This is a genomic window from Capnocytophaga genosp. AHN8471, assembly GCF_016806945.1.
GTDB classification, from domain to species: Bacteria; Bacteroidota; Bacteroidia; order Flavobacteriales; family Flavobacteriaceae; genus Capnocytophaga; species Capnocytophaga periodontitidis.
On the sequence record NZ_JAESPJ010000025.1, the window covers coordinates 18,919 to 39,377 of the forward strand.

General features: G+C 32.6%; 19 protein-coding genes and 1 pseudogene. 9 read left to right on the forward strand and 11 right to left on the reverse strand.

Annotated features, from left to right (window positions below):
• Position 1: 1 nt before the first annotated feature.
• A complete protein-coding gene (locus JMN12_RS10255) occupies positions 2-268 on the reverse strand; it encodes a DUF4134 domain-containing protein (RefSeq protein ID WP_074698907.1) in 267 nt (88 codons plus the stop codon).
• 196 nt (positions 269-464) lie between these two features.
• Between JMN12_RS10255 and JMN12_RS10260 the strand changes: the two genes are divergently transcribed.
• The 6 genes from JMN12_RS10260 (at position 465) to JMN12_RS10285 (ending at position 8,617) form a co-directional block, all read left to right on the forward strand.
• Positions 465-3,113 (forward strand): TrlF family AAA-like ATPase, encoded by a 2,649-nt coding sequence (locus JMN12_RS10260; RefSeq protein ID WP_203138999.1) that lies wholly within the window; start codon positions 465-467, stop codon positions 3,111-3,113.
• A 12-nt stretch (positions 3,114-3,125) separates the two neighbouring features.
• Positions 3,126-5,867 (forward strand): DEAD/DEAH box helicase, encoded by a 2,742-nt coding sequence (locus JMN12_RS10265; RefSeq protein ID WP_203139000.1) that lies wholly within the window; start codon positions 3,126-3,128, stop codon positions 5,865-5,867.
• Between the two features lie 93 nt (positions 5,868-5,960).
• Complete coding sequence (gene tssD / locus JMN12_RS10270; RefSeq protein ID WP_203139003.1) at positions 5,961-6,410, forward strand: type VI secretion system tube protein TssD; 450 nt, start codon at positions 5,961-5,963, stop codon at positions 6,408-6,410.
• Positions 6,411-6,524: 114 nt separating this feature from the next.
• Positions 6,525-6,677 carry a hypothetical protein gene (locus JMN12_RS10275; protein ID WP_203139005.1) on the forward strand — a complete coding sequence of 51 codons (153 nt, stop codon included), beginning with the start codon at positions 6,525-6,527 and terminating at the stop codon, positions 6,675-6,677.
• A 7-nt stretch (positions 6,678-6,684) separates the two neighbouring features.
• A complete protein-coding gene (locus JMN12_RS10280) occupies positions 6,685-7,833 on the forward strand; it encodes an N-acetylmuramoyl-L-alanine amidase (protein ID WP_203139007.1) in 1,149 nt (382 codons plus the stop codon).
• Between the two features lie 4 nt (positions 7,834-7,837).
• Positions 7,838-8,617 carry a hypothetical protein gene (locus tag JMN12_RS10285; protein WP_203139016.1) on the forward strand — a complete coding sequence of 260 codons (780 nt, stop codon included), beginning with the start codon at positions 7,838-7,840 and terminating at the stop codon, positions 8,615-8,617.
• Positions 8,618-8,647: 30 nt separating this feature from the next.
• Here JMN12_RS10285 and JMN12_RS10290 read toward each other — a convergent pair whose 3' ends face one another.
• Genes JMN12_RS10290 through JMN12_RS10300 form a run of 3 tightly spaced genes read right to left on the reverse strand, consistent with a single transcriptional unit; the run spans position 8,648 to position 10,355 of the window.
• Positions 8,648-9,199, reverse strand: coding sequence for a hypothetical protein (locus JMN12_RS10290; RefSeq protein ID WP_203139018.1), 552 nt, complete (start codon positions 9,197-9,199; stop codon positions 8,648-8,650).
• Between the two features lie 2 nt (positions 9,200-9,201).
• Entirely contained in the window at positions 9,202-9,585 is a 384-nt protein-coding gene (locus JMN12_RS10295; protein ID WP_203139020.1) for a DUF3408 domain-containing protein, read from the reverse strand.
• Positions 9,586-9,596: 11 nt separating this feature from the next.
• On the reverse strand, positions 9,597-10,355 hold the full coding sequence (locus JMN12_RS10300; RefSeq protein ID WP_203139022.1) for a ParA family protein: 759 nt from the start codon (positions 10,353-10,355) through the stop codon (positions 9,597-9,599).
• Positions 10,356-10,932: 577 nt separating this feature from the next.
• Here JMN12_RS10300 and mobA point away from each other — a divergent pair.
• The 3 genes from mobA (at position 10,933) to mobC (ending at position 14,802) form a co-directional block, all read left to right on the forward strand.
• Positions 10,933-11,358: a conjugal transfer protein MobA gene (mobA, locus tag JMN12_RS10305; protein WP_009744740.1), complete on the forward strand. Its 426-nt coding sequence runs from the start codon at positions 10,933-10,935 to the stop codon at positions 11,356-11,358.
• Positions 11,359-11,383: 25 nt separating this feature from the next.
• The gene (gene mobB / locus JMN12_RS10310) at positions 11,384-12,721 is read left to right on the forward strand and encodes a conjugal transfer protein MobB (RefSeq protein WP_203139028.1); all 1,338 of its coding nucleotides are present in this window, start codon (positions 11,384-11,386) and stop codon (positions 12,719-12,721) included.
• A 65-nt stretch (positions 12,722-12,786) separates the two neighbouring features.
• Positions 12,787-14,802, forward strand: a complete 2,016-nt coding sequence (gene mobC / locus JMN12_RS10315) for a conjugal transfer protein MobC (protein WP_203139029.1) — start codon at positions 12,787-12,789, stop codon at positions 14,800-14,802.
• 60 nt (positions 14,803-14,862) lie between these two features.
• Here the strand turns inward: mobC and JMN12_RS10320 are convergent, their stop codons facing one another.
• From JMN12_RS10320 to JMN12_RS10355, 7 genes and pseudogenes are all read right to left on the reverse strand, one after another.
• A complete protein-coding gene (locus JMN12_RS10320) occupies positions 14,863-15,102 on the reverse strand; it encodes a transposase (protein WP_203139092.1) in 240 nt (79 codons plus the stop codon).
• A gap of 263 nt (positions 15,103-15,365) precedes the next feature.
• A pseudogene (locus JMN12_RS15595) lies at positions 15,366-15,577 on the reverse strand (transposase).
• Between the two features lie 210 nt (positions 15,578-15,787).
• Positions 15,788-16,381 (reverse strand): hypothetical protein, encoded by a 594-nt coding sequence (locus tag JMN12_RS10335; protein ID WP_203139030.1) that lies wholly within the window; start codon positions 16,379-16,381, stop codon positions 15,788-15,790.
• A 6-nt stretch (positions 16,382-16,387) separates the two neighbouring features.
• The gene (locus JMN12_RS10340; RefSeq protein ID WP_203139031.1) at positions 16,388-17,515 is read right to left on the reverse strand and encodes a hypothetical protein; all 1,128 of its coding nucleotides are present in this window, start codon (positions 17,513-17,515) and stop codon (positions 16,388-16,390) included.
• Positions 17,516-17,519: 4 nt separating this feature from the next.
• Positions 17,520-18,371, reverse strand: coding sequence for a hypothetical protein (locus JMN12_RS10345; RefSeq protein ID WP_238423882.1), 852 nt, complete (start codon positions 18,369-18,371; stop codon positions 17,520-17,522).
• 2 nt (positions 18,372-18,373) lie between these two features.
• Positions 18,374-18,916, reverse strand: coding sequence for a hypothetical protein (locus JMN12_RS10350; RefSeq protein ID WP_203139033.1), 543 nt, complete (start codon positions 18,914-18,916; stop codon positions 18,374-18,376).
• Positions 18,917-18,927: 11 nt separating this feature from the next.
• A complete protein-coding gene (locus JMN12_RS10355) occupies positions 18,928-20,457 on the reverse strand; it encodes a T6SS phospholipase effector Tle1-like catalytic domain-containing protein (protein WP_203139035.1) in 1,530 nt (509 codons plus the stop codon).
• Positions 20,458-20,459: the final 2 nt, after the last annotated feature.

Consider the following 20,459-nt stretch of genomic DNA (forward strand, 5'->3'; position numbering starts at 1 on the left):
TTTATAAGAAGAACGAACGCAAGATAGTAGCCGCTACAATTAGGAAGATACAAGCCCCAAACCAACTGGCAGCAGTTTTGCTGGTGTCGGGGTCGCCACTACTAAACTTGTTATACACCTTCACCCCACCAATGAGTCCCACCACAGCCCCTATGGCATAGATGAGCTTGGTAGCAGGGTCAAAATACGAGGTAACCATACGGGTAGCTTCATTGATACCTCCTACGCCATTGCCCTGAGCAATGGAAAATTGTGTAACTCCTATCATCGTCAGCAGAAGGAGTCGTTTTAGAATTGATTTTCGCTTCATTGATAATCTGTTATTTTAAAATTTGGTGCAAAAGTAAGGGGAGATAAAGAGCTATAAGTAAACGTGGTAGCAGGTGGCTGAAAATGGCAGGGGATGGCTTGCTGTTTAAGAAATTTTTTGTAGCTTTGCAACGTGAATTAAAAAAGAATAAACAATGACTACTAATATAGCAGTAAATAGAGGTTCTGAATGGAGAAAATGGGATTTACACTTTCATACTCCTTCATCATATGATTATAAAGATAAAAGTGTAACTAACCAAAAAATTATAGATATATTAGCTGAAAATAAAATATCTGTTGTTGCAATAACAGACCACCATACAATGGATATAGATAGAATCCAAGAATTGCAACTACTTGGTAAAGATAAAGGAATAACCGTCTTACCTGGAGTAGAATTTTGTTCGGAATTGGGAGGTTCTGAATCGATACATTTTATTGGAATATTTTCAGAAAAATCAGACTTTAGTACAATATGGACAAAAATACAAGGAAAACATAATCTAACTAAAGCTGATATAGAGTGCAAAGGAAATGAAAGAATAGTTTGTAATTTTGTAGATACTTGTAAAACAATCATTGAATTAGGAGGAATAATATCTGTTCACGCAGGGAGTAAGAGTAATTCAATTGAAAGTATAAAAAGTAATCTTTTAGTGAAACAAGAAACAAAAACAACTCTTTTGTCTGATTATGTAAGCATTTTAGAGCTAGGAAAACCTGAAGATGAAAAGGTTTATCAAGAAAAAGTTTTCCCTTCTATAGGATTTAAATTACCAATAATAATTTGTTCAGACAATCATGATATAAAGAATTATTCCTTAAAAGAAAACTGTTGGATAAAAGCAGATCCTACTTTTGAAGGATTAAAACAAATAATTTATGAACCAACAGAAAGAGTAAGAATACAAGAGAACAAACCTGAAGAAAAGTCAGGTTATCAAGTTATTGATAGAATAGAAATTTACCATGAAGACTTTCAAGAGAAAATAGAGAAAAAAGGAAATAAAGAAACTATAGAAGAAGAAAATGAAGAATATAAAACTATCTTCTTAAATCCCAACTTAAACACAATTATAGGAGGAAGATCTACTGGAAAATCCATATTACTTGGTGCAATTGCTAAAAAACTTAACTCAGATAAAGAAGTAAAACTTGATAATACAGAATATTCTCAATATATAGATGAAATAGTATCAAGTATGAAAATATTTTGGAAAGATGGTGATGAAAATAGCACACGCGACATTGAATATTTTCCACAGAGCTATATGTACCAGTTAGCTAAAGATTCCAATGAATTGAATAAATTGGTAGAAAACATTATAATACAAGATGCAAACAAGAAAACAAAAATAGAAGCATATCAATCATTTAGCTCAGATAACAATAGTAAAATAATAGAAGATATTAATAAACTATTTAAAGCAAAATCTACTATTGATAGTATTCAAAAGAGTATGACAGAAATAGGTGATAAAGAAGGTGTTACCAAAGAAAAAGAAAAATTATCAACAGAGTTAGAGAGTTTAAAGGCTAAAATACAGATTACAAGTAATGAATTGATTAGTTATTCTAATTTAAAAAATGAATATGATAAAAACATTAGTTCTATTCGAGAAATAGAACAACAAAAAATATCTCTTTCTGCATTAAAATCTCTTTCAATAATAAATGATATAAGTCTTAATCTTATAGACTTAACGGAAGATATTAGGGATCAAGTTAATAGGGTATACTTAGATTTAAAACAAAGATATTCAGAAGAATGGAATGAAAAAATAGAAACTATTTTAGCACAAAAAGAAACTGAAATAGTGAGAATAAAAGAAAGGAATGAAAGTATAGAAAAAGATGAGTTATATTTAAAAGGTAAGTCCGTTATTGATAGTAACCAACAGTATAAAGAAAAGGAAGAAAAGTATAAAATAGAAAATAGTAAACTTGAAAAAATAACAGAATTAGAAAAACAAAGAGATGAATATGATAATTTTATTAATTCATTAAAATCCTCTATTATAGAAAATTCAAAAAAATATTATACAGAATTACAAAGAATACAAAATGAATTATCTGTTTCTTCTGGAAGGTTAAAAATAACAGCCACAATAAATACAGATTTTCCAAAATACAAAAATATCTTGTATAGTAGCATAAATCAACAAGGTGTTCAAGGAAAACAAATTATTGAAAAATCAATAAATACAACTCAAGAACTATTTGAAGATATCTCTAGTATGTTTGAGTTATTATTATCTAATTCTATAACATTAAAAGGAGGATATGACAATCAAAAACTCATAAAAGAACTATTAGGAACTAATTTCTTTAATATTTCTTACGAAATAGAATATGACACTGATAAATTTAAGGCTATGTCAGAAGGTAAGAAAGCTTTTATCATTTTAATGTTACTATTAGATTTCAGCAAAAAAGAATGTCCTATATTGATTGACCAACCTGAAGACGACTTAGATAATAGAGCTATTTATAATGAATTAGTAACTTATATAAAAAGCAAGAAAAAAGAAAGGCAAGTTATTATAGTTACACATAATTCCAATATTGTCATCGGAGCGGATAGCGAATTAGTTATAGTTTCGAATCAGCAAGGCGTAAACTCTCCAAATAAGAATAATAGGAAATTTGATTATATCTTTGGAAGTATAGAATCTTCAATGGAAAAAGATAACACTATAAGTGAAATTCTATATAGTCAAGGAATTAGACAGCATATTTGTGAAATACTCGAAGGAGGAGAAACAGCCTTTAAAAATAGAGAAAAAAAGTATGGATTTTAACTTTAACAAGATATGAATCAGCAAGACATACTACACTTCTGGAGAGATGTTGAAATTTTCAACCTTCCAAACTTTCCCAAAGCCAATCAAGGACAAGGAAGGCTTTATCCATTGAAGACCTTTTCTTCATTGCCTTGGCAACAAACTCGCCCAACAGAGAAAAACAAAAAATGGAGTTACACTCTATTTTTTGGTAAAATCTCTCAAAAAACGATAGTAGCGTATGTAGATAATCTACTAAAAAATAAAGTAAAAGAGGAATGGGAAGAACCTATTGATGGCTACACTTGTTTGTCCTGTATAAACCTTGATGAAGAAGGAAAACCCAACTTCAAAAGTTATACAATAGCAAGTTATGTGGTAGGGTTAACGCTTCTTACAAGAAGGAAAGATTTATCTCTTGTAAAAGAAGAATTAGAAGAGAGTAGTTTAAAATTTTTAGAAAGGTACAATATACCTCAATTTAATGAAGCTAAAGAAGAAATACCAACAGGCGATACTGTTTCTTGGGAACATATCAAAAATGAAATAGCCTACTTAAAAGAAGAAAATCCTTGGCTCACGCAAGATATTGAAGTATACGTTCTTGAAAAACAAGTTAAAAAAGATACTGAATCTGAAGTTCCTTTCCTAAATAGTTTTTTCTTAGATGATTTGAACAGACTTATTGCTTCAAATGATTTTAGTCCTACTTTACAAAGTTATTTAAGTCTTTCTGTAGCTGATAAAAAGCAAGATTTAATACAAAACAAACAGTATCTGTTTAACACTATAAATCCGCAGAACCTCACAGCGGGTAGATGGCCATCGAAAATTGAACATGGCTTATGTACTGCACAAATGGGAGCTGTAAATACTATTCTTTCGGAACTTGAGTATTCTGGGGTACAAGGTGTAAATGGACCTCCAGGTACAGGCAAAACAACTTTACTTTTAGATGTTATTGCTGAAGTTATTGTAAGAAGAGCTAAAGTTTTAGCTGATTTAGGTTGCGATAAGCTATTCAATGGACATCAGAAAGTAGATATAAGTGATTCCTCTTATCTCTTTATATACAAACTTGCTCCTAAATTGCTTAACAATTTTGGAATAGTAGTAGCAAGCAACAATAATTCAGCAGTAGAAAATATCAGTAAGGAGTTGCCACAAGCAGAAAAAATTGACAAAAACTCTTTCCCTGAAGCAGACTATTTTGCTGATTGCGCCTCTAAGATAACCGATAAGGAAAATTGGGGTATCTTAGCCGCTGCTTTGGGTAATTCTGCTAACAAAATTGCTTTTTACAATAACTTCTGGTGGAACTATAAAGAAAATGAAAGAGACTTTTCTACAACATTAGAAGAGAACCTCAATAATGAAACTAAAAACCAAGAACTTTTCAACAATTCTGTAAAAGAATTCAAACAATTGTTGTTGTCTTTTGAAGAGTTTAAGAAGAAGGCAGCTAACCAATACTTAGAGGATAATAAAACAGAAAATACAAAATCTGCTTTGGGGGCTTTTGTAAATTGTCTTAAGACAGGAATACTCTCTCCAAGAAACAAGGTAAGTGATAATAATTTAGAAGAACTAATCAATAAATATGGGATTGAAACAAAAAATCTATTCAATGAGGAATTTACTTCTAAAGACTTAAAAGAAATACACTTACTTAGTCCATATCATTCTGAAAAAGTAGCAACTTTACGTAGTCAGATTTTTCTAAAAGCATTAGAAATACACAAATATGCTATCTTAGCCAATGCTAAGAAATTTAAGAATAACCTAAAATCATTCTTTGAAATGATTTTAGGAAGAGCTACGGTTTCTAAGGAACTAACAAGTATTTTATGGGATTCTTTCTTCTTATGTGTTCCTGTTGTCTCTACCTCCTTAGCTTCTGCAAGTAGGCTTTTCCCTAATATTAATAAGAATCAAATTGGATGGTTACTTATTGATGAAGCAGGACAAGCTACTCCACAATCTGCTGTAGGACTCATACAACGTTCTAAGAGATGTGTAATAGTAGGAGACCCGCTACAAATAGAACCTGTGGTTACAATATCTAAAAATTTGGTCAATAAATTCAGAAATGATAAGGGTATTTCAGAAGTATGGTCTCCTTATGCATCTTCTGTTCAGAGGTTAGCCGACAGAATATCTGTTTATGGTACCCAAATAGATGAAAACACTTGGACAGGCTTCCCTCTCAGAACACACAGAAGATGTCAAGACCCTATGTTTTCTATAGCTAATAAAATTGCGTATCAAGATCAAATGGTATTAGGAACCTCTACAGAAAAGTCTTCTGAAAAATATTTAGGGACTTCTTGTTGGTTTGATGTAGTAGGAGGTGGAGAAGGAGACTCTCAAGTGATAAAGGAGGAAATAGAGTTCCTTACACAAAAAATAGCTGAATTAAGGGAGACATACCAAGACAATGTTTATGTAATTTCTCCTTTCAAAGCTGTAGCTAAAGAATGTGACAGAGTATTAAGAGAAAGGTTTAATGACCCAAAATTACTTTGTGGCACTATCCATACTTTTCAAGGAAAAGAAGCTGATGTAGTATTCTTAGTTTTAGGTAGCCAACCCAATAGAGAAGGATCTCGTAGATGGGCTTCTGAGAAACCTAATATGCTCAATGTTGCTGTAACACGAGCTAAAAAACGCTGTTATATCATAGGAAATAAGAAGTTATGGGTGAAACAACCTATCTTTGCCGTAGCAAATGAAATTCTGTGCGACATAGCTACTCTCACACAAACTCCCTAATATCAAACACTAAAAAGAAAAAATAATTTTGCCCTGTTAAAATAAAATACTATCTTTGCCATATTCTTTATAAATCATAAATCATCATCCACAATGATAGGCATACTCAACATAGCAGGACATCAAAGAAAGTTGCTTAGTCTCACCACTTCCTACAGCAAAACTGTTTGTAAGAAGGGTTATCCCGATAGTCTCCCTATAGCACACTTCTTTAAGATTTCTTTCCTAACAGAAGAAGGAGATGACTTTTTTGCAGACTGGATGTATGGTAGAAATAAGAACTATCCATCGCTAAAAGGGCAGTGGTACAACGGTACGATTATCTTTTATGACGAGACTTTTTATGGACAAGAGTTCTTGCAGTATGAACTTACTGAAGCTCTTGTGACGAGTTTTAGGGTAGATTACGACCAAGAAAAGGGGATGGTAACTACCCTTGAAATCTTTGCTCGCGAGCGTGTGTATGACCATAAGTTTATTATCAACTCCGAATACTATGCTATTACTTTTGACTATGTGAAGCCTAAAGAGAAGACCCAATAGTTGCTGAATGATTAACCAGAATTCATAGCCAAATACTATACAGACTTAGAAGGTAATAAAATTAAAGAAACCATAATAGGTGAAGAAGTCTATTTGGTTTTGGAAACTAAAAATATGATAGGAAAAACAGTTGATATTGACTTATCTGATAATACAAAAGATTTTGAGTATGAAGGGCAAGTTTTAGAAGATGATATACTTGCAAATCTCACTATCAATGGAAATATACAGCAAGAAAAATTAAAAGTAATCCCACAACAAAAATAATAATATCATGGCAAATTTAGTTATAAAAGCTCCACAGCTGGGGATAATAGATCCTATTTTAGATGTGTATTTTGCAAAAGTTGTCGAAAAAGATAAAGGTATACTACTTGAAAAATTAGAGGAAGCATATCTTTATCAAAAAGTTTCTGTTGTTGTAGAGGTGCCTCAAAGGGTAGCTACACTTCTATACTTAAAATTGCGTTTATGTTTTTGTAACAAGGAATCTAACAAAGGAGAAGTTTTTAAAGTTCAACAAAAAGGAAAAGAGGTAGATACAATAGAAATGACTATAAGTTCAAATCAAAAAGAAGGTGAAGTTGTTTATACGGCTATTGCTGAAATTGACTTATATACCCAAGATAAAGAAAAAATGGGAATGTTAGAAAGTTTATCCCCTTTAAATACATTTATACAACTTACTTGGGGGATTAGGGATTTTAATCCCCAATATTCTTTAAAATCAATAAAAGAATTTATATATAAAGATTCTTATTTTTATCATTTTTTTGGAGAAGGGAAATGGTTTAAAATAAAATTTTGTAAATGTTGCGCTTATAGAATAGAGAACAACTATTTAAAAGATTTACGAGATAATAATGTTGTTTATCAAGTGAAAGGTTCTAAAATTATTTCCCAAGGTAAAATGGAAAAAGTAAAAGCTATTGTGTTACATAGAACATCTGGCTATTCAACAGCTGGAGCTGTTAGTTCAACTATTGGAGCTCATTTTTATATTGATGGGTTTAGAGGCATAGATGGACAAATTTTTCAATCTCTACCTCTAAATGAAGTTGCTGCTCATATTATGGATGAGACAGCAAGAACTGATAGGAGGGATATCTTGAAATCTAATTCTATTGGTATTGAAGTAGTAGGAATGTGTTTTGATAAAGATAAGAAAGGTAATTGGTTTAGTTCAAAATACAAGTTTCCTGAAGGCAATAATAACTTATCTAAATCATATAAATTTGATAACGGAACCCATCAATGGGATATGCCAACAGATAAACAAATAAATTCCTTAATATGTTTAATACGTGTGTTGTTAAAAGAATATAACCTCACAAAAGAAGATATTCTATGCCACGAAGATATCCAAATTAAAAGAGCTGGAGAAGGTCGTCTTCTATATGAAACTATCATTTCTAAAATTTAGCATTATGAAGTATTGTCTTATTCTTTTTTTTATATCATTGAGTTTTTCTTGTCTTGATAATAAAAAGGTAAATTTAGTAAATGAACTTCAAAAAGAAACATTATCTCTAAATAATAATTTATCTTTTGTACAAGATACTTTAAATGTTATTGATTCATTGCAAATTTTCTATTCTTATATTGAAAATAATGATATAGATCAAGAAAAATTTGAAGAAACTGTTTATGGAATTATTCAATTTTATAATAAGAAAGATACCATTAGATTAAACAAACTTATCCATCCAAAAATAGGATTGTATTTTCTCTATTCTCCAGGAGGTGATGTATATTGGAGTAATCAGAAGAAGATTTATCTTGATACTTTATATCAAGAAAAGGAAAAAACTTTTATAAGTGGTTATGACAGAAAAGAATTAGCGATAGAAAAGATTGGTGTAGGAAAGGTTCCTATTGAAAAAGTAACTAAAAATATTATTCCTACTGAATATATACCTAAAACAGGAATATTCTTTGTAGACAATTTAGAAGCACAGAAAAAATTAACTTATTATATAAATGTTTATTTAGAAACTACTCCACTATCTCCAAAAGAAAGAAAAATAGTATTATTAGAATTAAAAAAAGCTAAAAATATAGAAAAAAATACACGTTGTATTATTGCTTCTTGGAAGAAGAAGTCAAGTTTTAATAATCGTTTTTATACAGCTAATTTTGTTTTTTATGTAACAAAGATAGAAAACAAATGGTATTTAACTATGATTGATTTTTCTTGGAGGGCTTGATTGGAATCATCTCAACACTGTCTTTTTAACTCACACAAACTCCCTAATATCAAACTCCGTTTTACTTTCCACGGTTTTAGGCAACGCCTTCTCCAAGAGCGCACTTACTTTAAGTGTCGCTTGGGGTAAGGCTTTTTCTATGGCTTCTAATAGGCTTGTGCCCTCTACTTTTTGCAGTAACTCTATGTTCTCGGTGGTAACCTCTTCTTTATCCTCAGAGAGGAAAGTAGCAACCTTTTCCAAGTCCTCAAACGAAAGCCCCGTAGCAAAATCATTGTCCTCTGCCTCTGTGCGATAACTGCGCAAATCCTCTTCTTCATCTTCAAGGTTTATGGTGGGGTCCTCATCCCATTCTGTCAGAATATCCTGTTGCTCTTTTTCTGTTAAGGAGATAGCTGTAGAGATTACCTTTGCAGGAGGCACAAACCTGCTTTCCCCCATTACCGAAGTTAAATGAGCTGTTTTGGGTATAGGGGTAGCTTTAGGTTTGGGAGCTCTCTTTTTAGAATGTGTTATAGGCATTTTGTCTGATAGCAACAACAAAATCACCACAATAAGCAGTAAAATAATTATCTTTTCCATTGTTAAAATATAGGTTTGTATTTCTGTTCAAAACTCTGTGTAATTTCCTCTTGATACAGCTCGAAATGCGCTTTAAGTACATTGTCCAAATAGTTATACAGACTGATCTTATCTTCTCCTATCACCTGTACAATGCGGGCTATTCGCTGGTGAAACTCTGGGCGTATATACACTGATTTTCCTTCCCTTGCTGAAGTCTCTCCCTGCTCAAAAAAATAACTTTCATACTCGTAGAGTTCTGCCTTTTTCTTCTTGGTAGAAGCTGGTTTCTGGGGTGTTTTCTCTGTCTCTATTGGAACCGTAGCAATGGCAGGGGCAGGCGTGGGTTGCTTGCCTGCCATTAGCTCCATTAGTTCGTTTTCGTCTATAGGTTTTACTGTCTTCATATCTTTAGGGTTTATTGAATAATCTGTACCAACTCATTAATAAAGTCGTCCAAATGACAACCACTCATCAACTTCTCATCAGCAGGCATTAAGGTAGAACGGAATACCAATCGTTGGTTTTCTGTGCCATCTTTTCGGAAACGCTTGCTATCAGATATGTAGGCTTGCATTAGGTTCAAACCTAAATCAGCAATCACTTGCTCATAAATCTTGTACAAAGGCGATTTTTCTCTCCCATCTACCTGATTCCAAAACAAATGCACGCTTTTAATAGTACTTTCGGTATTCTTAGCGATGATATTGGAAAGTACCTCAGTAAAACTCAAAGTACTTTCAATCACCACTCTATCGGCAGTGATAGGTGAGAAAATGTGATGCATTTGAGCTAGCAGGGTCAATATCCCTGCGGTGTTTACTGTCCCTGGCATATCAAAAAGGATAACCTCTATAGGAAAAGGTGTCTCTGCGATAAGCTGTTGTGCCTTTTCAAGGGCTTCATTAGGCTTACATTGTATTATGGGATATGCCTTTTTGTTTAGCTCACTAAACTGTCTATGAGCAGCTTTCTTAAAATGCTCGTTGTTCATCACTGTTTTGAGGTCTTGTTCTCGCATTCGGTGTAGGCTGTATTGTGGATAATCACAATCCATCACTGCTACATTATAGCCCATTCGGTAATGTAGCAAGCTGGCTACTAAGGTGGTAAAAGTGCTTTTTCCTACCCCTCCTTTCTGGGTAGAAAAGCTAATGAATTTTGTCGTTGATGTCATATATATGTGTTTAAATATGTTTGTAATTCAGTAAGTATATAAGTGCATAGCTATTCAAATACAACTATCTGTAATTAGCCAATTATCTAACTGCCTCTATAAGTAAGTATTTACTCACATAAATAATTGACTAATTATCTAATTACTTGCGTATGTACATACATACTTCTGTAGCTTTATAGCTTTGTAGCTACATAGCTACCTAATTGCGTTTTTACTTTTGTACATACTTGCTTTGGTATGCAGGTGCAAAGGAACATACAAATATACATACAGCCTTATGTAGGGTTGTAAATGGCTTTGTAAGGAAGTGATTGGCTTTGTGTTATATACAAATCCTTTGCTAAGAAATCACTTGTTTTGCACCCTGAAATCATTTTACCCGCTCGTAGTGTTAATTTCTCTCTTTATGGCTAATTAAAATTCGACCGTTAGGGAGAATTTTCTGTTCACCAGAACAGAGCAAGTTGTGTTTTGAGGCACGCATTAGGCGTGTAGGCACCTCAAAACCACTTGCCCTTGCAGGGAGCTTAAAACGCACTCCAAAGTCGTGGTTTTTTAATAATACTGAATTTATATGACCTTACAGAAAACAACTCACAAACGCCCCACAGGTAGGAACAAAAAGATAAATCCTGCTTCTTTTAGATATGTCTTTAGATTAAATGAAGAAGAAAACAATCAGTTTCTCTCGCTTTTCGAGCAATCAGGAATGAAAGTCAAAGCACATTTTATTACCTCTTTGCTTTTTAACCGAGAGATAAAAGTGGTGAAAATTGATAAATCTGCTTTAGATTATTACACCAAACTCACTGAACTCTATGCACAATTTCGTTCGGTAGGGGTCAATTACAATCAGATTGTAAAGATACTCTACCGTAATTTTTCGGAGAAGAAAGCGGCTGCTTACCTCTATAAATTGGAGAAAGAAACTACCCAATTGATTGCTATCTGCAAACAAATATTAGAGCTTTCGCAGCAAATGAAGCAAAAACTAAAGTAGTTTTTAAGAAGAAAAACAGCAGTTTATGATAGCAAAAGTACATCGAGGAGGACAGCTGTTAGGAGTACTTTTGTACAATCACAACAAGGTATCTAAAGGACAAGGTGAGGTGTTATACGCTCAAAAAGTGATACGACCTCTGCAAGGAAATGTGGGCATTTCGGAAGTGTCTCGCTCCTTTGCACCTTATCTCTATGCCAACATAAGGACAGAAAAACCTATCCTGCACATTTCCCTCAATCCCGATCCTAACGATAAGGTAAGCGACGAGACCTTTGTAAAGTTGGCTACTGACTATATGGAACAGATGGGCTTTGGCAACCAACCTTTTGTGGTTTACAAACATTCAGATATTGAGCGCAAACACATTCACATTGTATCGCTGGGAATAGATGAGTATGGCAAGAAAATCCCTGATGCTTTTGAAAAAATACGCTCAATGAAAGTATGCCGAGAGTTGGAAACGAAATACCAACTTATCCCTGCTATCACCAATGATTCACAGCTAACAGATGATGAGTTCTTGCCTTTGTCTAAATTAATACCCTTAGATTACCGACAAAACGACCTTAAAAAGGAGTTGATACATACTGTAAAACAATTGCTAAAACACTATCATTTTGCCTCGTTAGGAACGTTCAACGCCTTGCTCAATCAGTTTAACATAGCGGTAGAAAAGGTAGAAGGCGAACTGCAAGGCGTTCCTAAAAAAGGTTTGGTATATGTGGTATTGGATGAAAATGGCAATAAGGCAAGCCATCCTTTTAAAGCCTCCAAGCTCGGAAAAACACTGAGCTTACCTTATATCGAAAAACACTTGCAAAAGGGACACGAATACCTAAAAGGACAGGACACCACTTCCTTAAAGGCACATATCACCTTTGCCAAAGAAACAACTCATAGTAAAAGTGAATTTGTTCAAGAACTAAAAGCTAAATGGATAGAGGTCGTCTTTCGTAAAAACAAAGAGGGGAGAACCTACGGAGTAACCTTTATTGACCACAACAGCCGATGTGTGTATAATGGCTCTCAGCTGGGGAAGGAGTTTTCTGCCAATGTTTTTCATCAGTGGCTAAAATCGTTAGAAGAGCCTGCTCCTACTTTAACCTCTGAGGTAAATATGCCGTCTGTAACTCCTTATGCAAGTAAAAATCAAAGCAATACAAGCACTGTTGAAGAGGATACTTTCTCTGATACTTCTTGGACACATTACCAAGAGGATTTTGGCAAGGACTCAGCCTTAAATGCTTTCTTTACTCTTTTCTCTTTGGATGATCAAGGGGTAGATTACGAAGAAGAGGATTTTACCAGAAGAATGAAACGTGCTACTGCCAAACGGCGAAAAATAAAAAACAAATCTTAGGTGTGGCCAGTGAGCTGACATAGCTAAGTATAAAATATTGACAAACACTAAAAACAGAAACAAATATGCAAAACGATGATGATTTAAGAGCATTAGCCAAGATTATGGCTTTTATGCGTGCAGTAAGTATTCTCATAGTACTAATGCACCTCTATTGGTATTGTTATAGCTTTTTCCAAGGCGAAAAGTGGATATTAGCTGTAGTAGATAGAATCCTGACCAACTTCCAACGAACAGCAGGACTGTTCTCTCACCCGCTATACACCAAATGCTTTGCGCTCCTGCTCTTAGCCTTGAGCTGTTTGGGAACAACAGGCGTAAAAAACGACAAGATTACTTGGCGAAAGATTTACATCGCTCTGGGGGTAGGAGCTGCTCTTTACTTTGGTAATTTTTGGATTTTATACCTGCGCCTTCCTGCTTCAGTGGTTGCCTTTTTCTATATCCTTACCTTATCTTTGGGCTACATAGCGCTCCTTATGGCAGGTTCTTGGATGAGTCGCTTGTTAAAAAACAACCTTTTAGACGATGTTTTCAACAACGAAAACGAGTCCTTTATGCAGGAAACTCGACTGATGACAAACGAGTATTCTGTGAATCTACCTACTTTGTTCTACTACCGCAAGAAGTGGAACAAAGGTTGGATCAATGTGGTAAATCCCTTTCGGGCAACCATAGTGCTTGGTACTCCTGGTTCTGGTAAGTCTTATGCCATTGTGAACAACTACATCAAACAACAGATTGAAAAGGGTTTTGCTATGTACATTTACGATTTTAAGTTTGATGACCTCTCCACCATTGCCTACAATCACCTACTAAAAAACTTAGACAAGTACAAGGTAAAACCTAAGTTCTATGTGATAAACTTTGATGATCCTCGTCGCAGTCATCGTTGCAATCCTATCAACCCGAACTTTATGAGTGATATTTCCGATGCTTATGAATCTGCTTATACGATTATGCTCAATCTCAACCGCTCGTGGATCCAAAAGCAAGGTGATTTCTTTGTAGAGTCGCCTATCATTCTCTTGGCAGCTATTATTTGGTTTTTGAAGATTTACAAAGGTGGTAAGTACTGTACTTTCCCACACGCCATCGAGCTATTGAACAAGCCTTATGCCGATGTCTTTACTATTCTCACCTCATACCCCGAACTTGAGAATTACCTATCGCCTTTTATGGATGCTTGGCAAGGAGGCGCACAAGACCAATTGCAGGGACAGATAGCCAGTGCTAAAATACCGCTCTCCCGAATGATTTCGCCTCAACTCTATTGGGTAATGACAGGCGATGATTTTTCGTTGGATATCAACAATCCAAAAGAGCCTAAAATTCTCTGTGTAGGCAACAATCCTGATAGGCAGAATATCTATTCGGCAGCTTTAGGTTTGTACAATTCACGTATTGTAAAGCTCATCAACAAAAAAGGACAACTCAAATCCTCTGTGATTATTGACGAGTTGCCTACGATTTATTTCAGGGGGTTAGACAACCTAATTGCTACTGCTCGAAGTAATAAAGTAGCCGTTTGTTTAGGTTTTCAAGATTATTCACAGCTTACTCGTGATTATGGCGATAAGGAAAGCAAGGTAATACAAAATACAGTGGGGAATGTCTTTAGCGGACAAGTAGTAGGAGAAACTGCTAAAACCCTTTCTGAGCGTTTTGGAAAGGTATTGCAGAAAAGGCAATCTACCACGATTAATCGCAATGATACTTCTACTTCCATATCTACACAATTGGATAGTTTGATTCCTGCCAGCAAAATATCCAATCTTACTCAAGGAATGTTTGTAGGAGCTGTTTCTGATAATTTTGACGAGCGTATCGAGCAGAAGATATTCCACGCTCAGATAATAGTAGATAACGAGAAAGTAGCTGCTGAGACTAAAACCTACCAGAAAATACCTCAAATCCTCTCCTTTGAAGACGAAAATGGAGAAGACCAAATGCAACAACAAATCCAAGCTAATTACAAGCAAGTAAAAACTGACATTATCCAGCTTATTAGTGACGAGCTCACCCGTATTGAAAACGACCCTGAATTAGCACATTTGATTAGGAAAGAAGAGGAAAATTAGAAAAGATAATCTAATAACGTGTTTTCTACATAAACAAACATAGCATAACGTGAGTTCGATTTAAGCCACAACGAGCCTTTTTAGATCGACAATGTCTTCTTGATAATTAAAAGAAGACCTTTTATCAAAGAAAAAATAAAGTATAATTACTGATAATAAGTTAGTTATGAAATTATCAAAAGAACGATGTCTTGTATGTTCTACTTGACAAATGTTTTTTAATTTGTCATTTACTGTTTCTATTAAAGTACGCCTTCTAAGTGTTATTTTAACGTGAGTTCGATATAAGAAAACGTTGATTTACAGTTAGATGTAGAGAATAATTACAATGTAATTCAACTTCAGATAAAAATCTATGGGATAATGTAATATAAAGAGACTTATCCAGTCCCTTTTTCGTATAAAGTTGTGAAATCCATTGGAGATTTGAATCTATATTTATTGATTATCAGATAATTGCTTAGGTCGAACTCACGTTATTTTATATTGTAAGAGCATCAAGCTATTTTTCATATTCTTTTTAATCTTAGTGATTAAATGTACCCCCATCAATAAATAGCTGTTCAAATAAATCTTTGCTGATATCCCTTATCTCCAAAGAGTTTTCCAAAGATTCTCTTATGTAAGTTCTTGTCAGAGAAAGGTTTACGATTATCTATGTTGCCTGATGTTATTATAAAATCAAGTATTTCACTTTTATCATTAATATTAGATGTAACTTAAATCCATAGAACCAGCCTAAAGAACATTGTCTTTTTTGGCTAATCCTTTGAATACTTCATGTTGTTTTTCACGTTTGATATAACACAAAGAAGAGGTACCCGCTGACAACATAGAGTTGTAGAGGGTAGCAGCTTATTAGAAGCCATAGAAAAAGCCTTGCTACAAGAGACTCTTAAAGTGAGTGCGCTCTTGGAGAAGACGTTGCCTAAAACTGTGGAAAGTAAAATGGAGTTTGACATTAATATTTTTCTATAGAGTTTAGTTACATCAGTAAATAAACTTCTATTAATAAATTATTTCCTTTTTTCCACTGAATCCATCCTTTTTCATTAGTATTATTCTCATTTTGTATTTTGATCCAATCCTTTTTTACTTTTATCACATTGTATATTGTATTTATATCCTTTATCCTAATAATTTTAGATTTTTCAAAGGGTTCATTATGTAAAGGATTTATTCTCCAATTTAAGTTAGATATTCCTATGGTATTTCTTAGGAATTTTTCCCAAGATATAAATTTTGTTTGAGTTTTGGATACAAAATATATTTCTCCAGTAGCTGATAAAACTTTATAATACTCTTTCTGATCATCAAGACAAACAATATAAAAAATATTATTATAATCAGGTTTAAAAAATATAGGAACTATATATTTAGGACTATAAATATATTCATTTACATTTTTATTAAGTTTTGGATTTTTAATAGTTATAAATTGCTTTTCTACTTTTACCAAACCAATCCCAAGACTTTCGGTTTTATTGTAAAAGTTACAACTTAAATTTTCTTGTGAATCTCCTTTAGCATAGAAAAAGAAAAATGCACAAAATAAAAATACATTAAGTTTTATTCTCATATCTTTTTATCTTTTAAATCCTATGTGATAATGATCTTGATGTACAGCTGTAGCACCTCCATTAGTATATTTTACTCCTTTTTTATAGGCATAATTATATTCTTTTAAGAATCCCCAATCAACTGCAATTTTTAATATATTTTCTAATACTTCTAAAAAATCCTCCTCACTCCCATAATAATTCTTAGAAGCACTCCATAATTTTTTACCAATAGAATTATCTACACCTGGATAACGTATATCTATGTCACGTCCAGTTCTATGTGTTTTGTGTCCAATGTTTCTTTTATCATTTGCTGAAATATCATTATAATAAACTGTATATTCAGGCATTTCCTTTTTCAATGTATAAAGGAATCCTAAAAAACCTGCACATGCCTCTTCATTAATCCAATTATCTCCTCCAGATTCTCTTGTACCAAATCTTCCCCAGTTATCTCCCGTTTCTGGAAATGGTAATAGATCAAAATTATTAGCTTCTAAAGAAAAAATATTTCTCCTATCTGATTCAAGAACTATGTAAGTATATTTTTTACAATTTGGAACCTCTAATGTTTTTTCATAACAACCTTTATCAATATGTATTTCATAAATGTTTGTAGGTTCAGTGATTCTAAACCATTTTCCTTCTCCAAAGAAGCGATAAAAATAAGAATCTTTATATGCAAATTCTTTTATTAGTTTTAAAGAATATTCAGGATTAAAATCTCTAACTCCCCAAGTAAGTTGCATAAATATATTTAAAGGAGATAATTTTTCTAATATTTTCATTTTTATTTTATCCTGAGTATATAGCTCAACTTCTGCTATAGCCATATAAATAATTTCATTATTTTTAAGAGTAGTATCTATTTTTGTTTCTATTATATTTACTTCATTTCCATTTTGTTGTACATTAAAAACAAAATTTTCTTTAGTTCTGCTATCGCAATAGTACAGCTTTAATTTTAAATCTAAAAGAGTAGCAATCCTTTGAGGAACATTTACAACAATACAGACCTTTTGATAAAGACTTGCCTCATTCAATTTTTCATAAAGAACAGATTTTTCTTCTATTCTCTTTTTAGCAAAGAAAATATCAACAATAGGGTCTATTATTCCCAGTTGTGGTGCTTTTATAAGTAAATTTGCCATAATATTATTGTTTTTGTTGTGGGATTACTTTTAATCTTTCTTGTTGAATATTTTTATTAATTGTAAGATTTTTTAGTATATCATCTTTTAAAATTTGTCCTTCATATTCAAAATCTCTTGTATTATCTGATAGGTCAACATCGATTACCTGACCAATCATATTTTTACTTTCCAAAACTAAATATATTTCCTCTCCTATGATAGCTTCTTCAATTTTATCACCTTCTAGATTAGTATAATATATTTCAATAGTTTGTGATTTAGGTACATACTCAGGAATAGGTATCCCTGTGGTATCTATACCTGCAGGAACATTTATTTGACCTGAGTCTATAAACTCTATTTTACCACTTTCAATAGGGGCATTGGCAGGAGGCATTTTGCCTGTGCCCATAATAGTAGATTTCTTTATTAGAGCTAAGTTATCTTGAAATTTAACCGTTCCAACATCTTGCCATTGTGTTAGAGTCAATAGCTGAAATCCATCCATAAACGTAAAGTTTGCAGGACTTTTTTCTATTTCAGTACCTATAGTTTTACTTTGGATGGTAGGGGTTCTATTTAAAACTTTAAAAGTACCTATATGAGGGCCAAACTTTACTTTAGCTCCATCTATTACAAAAAGCTGGTCTTGTTTAGACTTTAATTCTTTTTGTTGAGAAGCTTTTATAGGTTTCATTTCCTCACTTCCTTTGGATAATTCTCTTTCTATTTCACGTTTTTCTTGAGTTTCAGGAGAAATTTTTCCAATAGCAATAATATCGGATTCTTCCCTTTCTTTTTCCTCTCGTATCTTATTGTTTTTTTCTAAGTTTTCAATATATTTTTGTTTCTTATTGCCAAATAACCAACTCATAACTATTGTTTTTTCTTAATTAAAATTTCATACCTTAAATCAGTATCTATACAACTTGTTTCTTTTAGAGTATTGTCCTGATAGAATATAGACTGCATATTATCTTTTGCTTTCAAAAAGACACCATATACCGAATGTTGGTATACAAAATCTAACAATAAATCAGTATTATTAATAATTTTGTCAATTTGTTGAAAATATTCTTCAATGCAAACTCCTTTATTTTCAACAAGGAGTTCTGTTTTAAGCTTATTCCAATTTTCTTTTAAAGTATCTTGATTTCGTACTTTCTGAGACTTTATTTCAGTGCACTCAGTATCATAATATTCTATTTCTAAGACGATTTCATTAAAAAGGAAAGTAATTGCTTTTTTAAACAAGGGAACATCTTGTTCATTTATACCAAAGTCATAACTTAAAGCTAAGAAATGAAATATTACTTTCTTTTCAAGGAAAAACTCTCTTACCTTTATAAGTCGAGTATACTTTCTCTTTTTATTTATGAAGAAAGTAACAAATGAATAGATATTATTTTTACTTTTCATACTTCATTTTATTAGGCAGGAAACTCCTTCCTCTTTCTATCCTCATTAGGTTTATGAGGTTCTATAAAAGGTCCTGAACTTCCATAATGTGCTGATTGATGCAAATATTTATGACGAAGTTTTTTTAATAATTCTTGTTTTACTCCTGATTGGAAAGTCCAATCTTCTTTTACTTCATTATCTTTTTGTATGAAGTTTTTTATCTCTTCATTATTTTTTATTCCTTCTAATGTTTGAGAAAGGACTTTAAAAGTTGTCTCATCTAGATGTTTTTTCACCTCTTTTAAAATAACATCTTCTATTTTATATAAATCTTTGATTTCTTTGAACAAAATATATTCTTCTTCAATTAAAAAAGATGCATATTTACACATCCATAACAAAGGGAGATAGCTATATTCTCCTTTTAGATTTCTTGTACCTATAAGTTCTTTTTGCTTCGGCCAATGATTATCATCCAACTTTAATTCTTCTTTTGAATACCATCCTTCATTAATCAATTGTTGTTTAAGTTTATCTAATTTTTCAAGATGTCTTAGATTTTGTCCGAGTATTACCTCTTCTGAATGAACTTGGTCACAGTCATAGCTTCCCCCTACATCAGAATGAGCTCCTGGCAAATTTTTCTCAATTGCTTTAGGATGGGATAATCGAGTTAGGGAGAAGTATTTACGAATTTCATCTAATGCTGTAAAATGAATTGCTAACATTGGATTACCAATCTCATTCAGATGTAGTAAATGAATGTGTTCTTTAAAATGAGTAGAGAGATCAAAACGTATAGGATTAAAAGAAGCTACTGTATCATAAAGACCAACAAAACGAATATTGATTTTTTTTACTAATTTATTTAACCCTGCTTCTTTTAAAGCCATTTGTAGGTAGCTTTCATCTGCAATTTCAAATGTAGTATCACCTATCCAGGATACTTTTACTTTAAGATGTTTGTTATTTGACACTTGATATAAAAAGTGCCGTGCGGCAGTTGCTCCACGACTAAAACCAAATACATCAAGGGTTAAAATAAGATTTTTGTTTTTTGTTTCCCTATAGTGTTCTTTTATTACATTTGTTAATTCCTCACTTCCTTTTCTTATTTTTTTCAGAAGACCTTTTTCTCCATCAGCATGTGAAATACCAGGGAGATCACTATCTTCTAGCAAATCTCCTGTTCCTACACCTTCTATATAAATAGCATATTCTTTTCTATTGGATTTAAGGTATATTTTTGCTATATTGGTAAGGTCATTCTCGTAACTTGTATTATCTTTATAGTTGTCGTATGCAGTTTTAAGCTCATTACGTGTGTACTTATGCTCACTATCTTTTTTTTCAGGATACTCTTTTTCAATACGTTCTTTTTCTTTTTTCTCTCGCTCACTTAATCCTTTTTTATCTTTATAAATCACATATTTGCGAGCATCTGTATTGTATAAATTATTAGCTGTACCATCGAAAAATAATCCTATTTTCAATTCTGATTCTCCTGTTTGTGATTCTTCAGAAAAAGAGCCACTATTATATACATACACTTTTCCCATAG